6 protein-coding genes and 1 pseudogene are annotated in these 5,872 nt (G+C 42.2%); 2 read left to right on the forward strand and 5 right to left on the reverse strand.

The annotated features are described in order from the left end of the window. Nucleotides 1–275, reverse strand: a pseudogene (locus QUB30_RS32680) (hypothetical protein); the annotation flags it as partial. 136 nt (nt 276–411) lie between these two features. On the opposite strand from QUB30_RS32680, the gene QUB30_RS32685 reads away from it, so the two are divergent. Next, nucleotides 412–615, forward strand: coding sequence for a hypothetical protein (locus tag QUB30_RS32685; RefSeq protein ID WP_333342343.1), 204 nt, complete (start codon nt 412–414; stop codon nt 613–615). 41 nt (nt 616–656) lie between these two features. Here QUB30_RS32685 and QUB30_RS32690 read toward each other — a convergent pair whose 3' ends face one another. The 4 genes from QUB30_RS32690 to QUB30_RS32705 all read right to left on the reverse strand — a co-directional run bounded on the left by QUB30_RS32690 (nt 657) and on the right by QUB30_RS32705 (nt 5,140). Further along, a complete protein-coding gene (locus tag QUB30_RS32690; RefSeq protein ID WP_333342345.1) occupies nt 657–1,517 on the reverse strand; it encodes a hypothetical protein in 861 nt (286 codons plus the stop codon). A gap of 118 nt (nt 1,518–1,635) precedes the next feature. Next, nucleotides 1,636–3,030 carry a nucleotide-binding domain-containing protein gene (locus tag QUB30_RS32695; RefSeq protein ID WP_333342347.1) on the reverse strand — a complete coding sequence of 465 codons (1,395 nt, stop codon included), beginning with the start codon at nt 3,028–3,030 and terminating at the stop codon, nt 1,636–1,638. Between the two features lie 12 nt (nt 3,031–3,042). Next, nucleotides 3,043–4,902 (reverse strand): SAVED domain-containing protein, encoded by a 1,860-nt coding sequence (locus tag QUB30_RS32700; RefSeq protein ID WP_333342349.1) that lies wholly within the window; start codon nt 4,900–4,902, stop codon nt 3,043–3,045. A gap of 28 nt (nt 4,903–4,930) precedes the next feature. Continuing rightward, nucleotides 4,931–5,140 (reverse strand): hypothetical protein, encoded by a 210-nt coding sequence (locus QUB30_RS32705; protein WP_333342350.1) that lies wholly within the window; start codon nt 5,138–5,140, stop codon nt 4,931–4,933. 313 nt (nt 5,141–5,453) lie between these two features. On the opposite strand from QUB30_RS32705, the gene QUB30_RS32710 reads away from it, so the two are divergent. Continuing rightward, a partial coding sequence (locus tag QUB30_RS32710) for a hypothetical protein (protein WP_333342352.1) occupies nt 5,454–5,872 on the forward strand: 419 nt, incomplete at its 3' end.

Genomic DNA, 5,872 nt, shown 5'->3' on the forward strand with positions numbered 1-5,872 from the left:
GTGCTATCCTCGGCACAAGGTCTTTCTCCACGCCCTTGTAATCCCCACGTCATTTTTGTTTGCCCGCCATCTTCCCACCGCAAAGTCCTTCCTCCGCCTCCCGCCCAAGAAACCGACTCATAGATGCAGGTTTGTTTAACTTCTACCAGGTCTCGGTGAAACAACCAACAGGAAACAGATGCTCCCTCAATTCCCCCTGCGCGTGCAGGTGTGACAACAATGCCCAGTGCTAGAATCGGTAGGAAAACCGACAAAGTTTTCAAGTTTTTATCCACGGTTAACATATTCGGAAATAAGCGGAGTATCAGGCTTGGCAAGTTCTATTGTCACCATAACCAATCTATTACCAAACTTGTTGCAGATCGCCACCAAGACGCCAATTTGGGGAGAAACCAAACCAAACACCAACTCATGCCCCCAATCTCGAAGAGTGCGGTCGCTACACTTTCTATGCACGCAGCACGACCTTGCATCGGCAAACTAAGTAATGATTTCGCGTTTCCCAATCTCAAGGTCGTGCTGCGGGGTTTGTACGACATGAAACCCAAAATGCTGAGTGATTTGAGTCGGATGCGATCGATCCGTGTTCGAGGTGAGTGCGCTCATCCTCCCTAAAAAACTCTGGTTTAAAGAGAGGGATTTGGAAGTAATAAAATTTACATAGATTCTGTTTGGATAGAGGGATTTTCAATAAACTCAATAAACTGCTTTCCTAATTCGGTAGTTTTGCTTTCTTGACTATATGAACGATTATTTTCAAGGATAACATCAATATCTTCTCGGTGCTTAAATGTTTTCATTCTTATCTCTTTTTCTCCCCGTTTTTTTGGTCGATTATAGCCACTAAGAGAATTCTGATAACTAAGAGAAGTCATCTGCATAGCAAATCCCAAACTTTGCAAATATATATCATCATCATCTTCTTCTGTAATGTAATTTTCTGTTAAACTTATCAAACTCCTGTCTGCCAAGTCTTTCAAAACCTGATTGTATATAGCCCTATTTTGTTCCAACAAAGGAAAATATGTGTGTAATTCCTCTTGGGCATACCTATCCAGGTAGTGAAGATGCTTGAGAGTAGAGATATGAAGTGCGGTAAAACCATCAATCCAGTTTAGAAACATCGCTAAAACATCATCCTCTAAGGATCTGGGAATAGATGAATTAAGAACTGCATTTTTCAAGGCTTCTAGTTTTTGCTCCTTGTGAGTGCGGGCAGCTATCTGACACGCCTGCATAAAAGTTGTCTGAAAAACGGGAGTTTCAAAATTAACTGATTCAATTTTAGATTTTATCTGCTCTAATTCTCGGACTAAACTTCCTAAAAATATATGAAGCCTTTGGGTTGCCGGAGGAACGATGTAGTTTTCGACAAAGGGTACGACCAACGACCCGATTGCCGGTACAGAACTAACGAGTGCTTTAGCAACATTATAATTTTTGTCATAATTATTGCTATCAATAACCACTTTGAGTTTTTCTTCGAGCGAGTCTTGATTTTGAGGGCTGTTGCTCATAGTTACTTTTCGCAAAAGGATTTATAAAGCGTAGCGTTGGCTTTAAAAAGGTTGATTAGAATTTTCCGTATTGCTGAGAGTCGGTTTTCACTACCTCCCCAAATTATTTAGGAACTTTTTACCCAAATCCACTATTGGAACCTGCCGAATTCCTAGAATGACCACTTGCATTGATCTTTACAATGTGTATAGCCTCGGCCATAACTAGACCATTCTTCTCAATTCGACAAATCATTTGGTGGTTGCCTTTAAAGGCAGTGCTTGTCCACTTTATGGCTCCGCTATCACTGCTTTCCCAGATTGTCTGGTTCGCCTCACCTGCCTCATCTCCTTCATTATGAACAATCCATCGCACGGTATAAGGAGGAGGGACATCTGTTGATATAACTGAAAATTTGAGCGCAATGCCTTTTGGTAAAACAGAGGTTCCACTTGAGTAATGTTTATAAGTTGGGCCATTCTCACGCTTGGCAATATCGCAGCGAACTGTAACACTGTATCTTTTTACAGCACTTAAGTCAGCCCTGGTTGTAGCTTTGGTACTTTCTTTTTTTGCCCAGAATTCATGATTAAAAATCCAGTCCCAAGCAAAACGTGCCTTCTCTCTCGTACACTTTGACTCGTCACATAACACACTAAGTTCACTAATTGCAGTATCGAGTCGATCTCGAAGTCGAGTGACTTGGTTTAATACTTCAGTTTTGCCTGTTAGTTCCTGTGAGCTATCCACTGGATTGTATACTCTGCAAGATCCTTCTAATCGATTGCGTAATGCAACTATAGTGTTGTATAAGGCAAGGTCGTCACGATCGCTATTGGCTCTGTAAATCTCTGGCTCGGCTACCAACGCTGACACGACCATACCACCAGGTAGACTCCAAGAAGTTCGTGAGCGACAGAAGTATTTTAGATATCGCACAATACGACGCATTTGCCCATCTGCAACTTGGGGATATCGGAGAATGTGTTTCTTTGGGCTTAGTGTCGAAACACATTCACTAAACCAATTATTAATTTCCATTGGGTCGCGCCGTTTCCATTCGGTACTGGCATGCTCGATACGCTTTATACCGAAGTTGTCTGTATAGGTGCGGTAGATGGCAAAGTCGATATGGTAGCCTTCAGCATACCAAATTGTAACTGCATTAGTTCGTGCCTCGGGTTCTTTTGTGAAATTAGTACAGCGTTTGCATAACGCATCACGCACACGCTGCCGTGCTTTGAGCGGGTCTTCAGGTATGTCATCTTTTTTAAAAATTAGTGCAATGTCAATATCGTAGTCATTGCTACCATTCGGATCTTGATTGAGAGTATGCATTGCATACCCACCTTGGTTCTTGCACTCATAGGGATATGGGTGTGGACGATCAGTTTCTGTAGCAAGATCATCCAAACCATTTTTTAGTCGAGTGATATTTAGTTCCCGATATTCTGCAAGCTGCTTTCGTAGATCGGTGCCAAGACGAACATGGGTATCATAGAAAATTTGTAATTCGGCAGAAATATCGTACATAAATATGTGAAATTATTTTGAGATATCATGGATGAGCAATTTAGTTGAAACGACCTTAGACTCAGGTGAACCAACACTATTAATTTTGACACCCCAAGCATACCGTGGGCTGGTATGAGCTGTGTAGTTGTAGACGATAACCTGGTGATGAATCGTTCGACTGATTCGGCGTCCAAGACTGAACCCAAGGCAGACGGGCCCAGCATAAAAGATATGTACAATTAGTGATTTGTCAACGCGGGCATGCAAGTCATCAAGGACTTGTCTGAAAGCGCCACAGACTTCGTTTATCTGACTGTAATGGGTGATTGCATCAATACGTGGCTTACCTATTTTTATCTGTATATCTTGATAGGGCTGAGGGACTACATCATCTACGTCATTTTTTGAAATATCAAACGAAATTGAAATTCTAATTACAACAGCAACAGCATTGACTGGACGTGAAATAGTGCTAACATTTAGTTTAAGTTTAGGACTATCACCCATAGCCAGCTCATACCAATAATTGGTGTTACGATCTAACTCAAATAATGTAACTTTTGGCCAAGTAGAAACAGCATAACCAGTAAAAAATTGAAGTGGAATGTGAACAATGCCATAGTAACCAATAACAGCATTTGTGTGAGATTGAAACAACGTTAAGAAAACGTTTATAAGCTCACTTATATGTTTTAAAGCACGAAGTGGATCGTAAATATTACCTGTAAAAAAAGGCGAGTGATTGAATTCAGTATGTTGAATTTTGTAATATCGAAGGTGAACAGGTAAAGACTCTTCTAGAATACGATCTGTTAGTAGTTCAAATGAATGATGACGGATCGCAAAAAATATACTTACTAAATGTTGAATATCAGTATTAACAGTATGTAAATCTCTATTTTGTGATTTAAGAAAATCGCAATCTTCCTTGACTAAAATATTAGTTATAGTCGAGCCAATATTAATGATACTATTTTGGGCTATAAAATCACTGGCAGCACCTACATTACTATTGTCGCCAGCACTCACAATGGTTCTCTTTTCCGCAGTTGCTGGGGGGTGAACTGTTGATTCCCCAACTGATTTTTCTTTAAGCTCAATAGGAATACGGTGGGGAGAAGGTAACTTTTTTTTTATAAATTCCCTTACTCGCCGATAAAGCAAACTTTCTCGCGACGAAGGTCGGCAAATTGAAAGATGGTCATCATCCATTGGAATGGGCGTTACACCTTTTATTCCAGGATTAGCGCTAGTTTCGTCTACAACAAGAAACCCAGAAGTTTTTTGCTTCTCGCAGTAGACTTGTATCGGAATCTGACTGAGCCATTCGTGATTTCGATACACCTCGTTCAGTTCGCGCAGCCGGGAATGATGCGCTTCTAACTCGTCAACGCTGACAGAGGCTTGGAGAATTACACCAATATACTTGACCCAATTCGCCATATTGGAGCCGGAGTGAGGCGTGGATAAAAAAACAACGCCTCTAGTTTGCTCGACGATTAGTTTCCATTCAGGAGTTCCATAATCCCAAGCATGGCGCAGCATTTGCTTGACCAGCAGCCCTCCTAAGCTATGAGCAATGAAAATTAGGGGGCGATCGCCTATTGCATGGGAGTCGAGAACAGCTAAAGTGTTGGTCGCCCGATCCACCAACGGCATGGTTTTGCCCTTCCATTTAAAGGGTTCTACCTCGTACCCCAACGACCAAATACCCATATCAGATAATTCTTCTCCCAACCAAGCTGGCCAGAAGTCGTTATCGTTGCTTTTTCCGTGTGGATGCCATGTCCCTCGCGCATCGCCACCCAGTCCGTGAACGAAAATAACATCACCAATCCGGTTGGCATTATCGCAGCCGGAGATAGCGATTAAACCTGTTGGGTTGCTCACAGATCGACTCCTATTTAAAAATGCTGAATTAGCCGTACACCCTAGCTTCTAGCGCGGTCATCCGCTTCTCTAACTCCACCATCCGCTGACTCAAGGGCAAATCTTCTGTTGCACCCAAATACTGAACCAACGCCGCTGTCAAAATCTCGAACCCCGTTGCGTCCACCCGATTAACAAACTCCGAAAGTTTTTCCGAGAGCGCGGGCGGGATTATGGCTCCGATAAAAACGGTTGCCATAAGAAGGTACTCAACGCTTTTTTACAATGTTAGCAACTGTTTTCAGTTTTGTGTAACATATTGCGATTATCTTGCAAAATACACCATGAAAAATTTGATACGATAGCCAAAACTTTAGCATTCTACGCGACGGCTGGCGAAACAGAGGTTTTGGAACGTCGGACGATCGCTTAAAGAGCAATCCAGCAGTGCCGCAAACCGTACTTGCTAGGTTCGGTAGCCCGCAAACTAAATTATTTGCTCAGATATATTATTGATTAATTAGTCAAAAGTCGGCTAATCTTTGGCAATTGTAATTTATTTAAACTAACAAATGACAGTTAAAGCTATTTCCGCCACCATCCTTTTAGGTGCGATTCCGCTTCATGTTTACCAACTACCCGACGGCGGCTACAAAGTCGATGCGATTGGAGTTATGAATGCGGTGGACAAAAAGGGTAGCGCATTAACTAAGTTTCTCACTGGGAAATCGGCTTTAGCTTTGCCTTTTGGCGGATACAATTTTACGCAAGCTCAAAGCATTCCAGTGGAAGGTAACGCTCAATTAATCAAGCCTATTCCCATTGCATTAGCTACGGCATACTGGCTCAATGAAGCAACCAAAGGCAACGTGAAAGCTCAAGCTTTGGTTCAAGCCAGCATGGCAGAATCCATTGAACGGCGGGCTGATGCAGCATTCAGCATCAAGCGTACTGAACCAGAGTACAATGTGCGGTTTGGTGAATTCGTTGA

It is taken from the genome of Microcoleus sp. BROC3 (assembly GCF_036702515.1).
In the GTDB taxonomy this organism is placed as follows: domain Bacteria; phylum Cyanobacteriota; class Cyanobacteriia; order Cyanobacteriales; family Microcoleaceae; genus Microcoleus.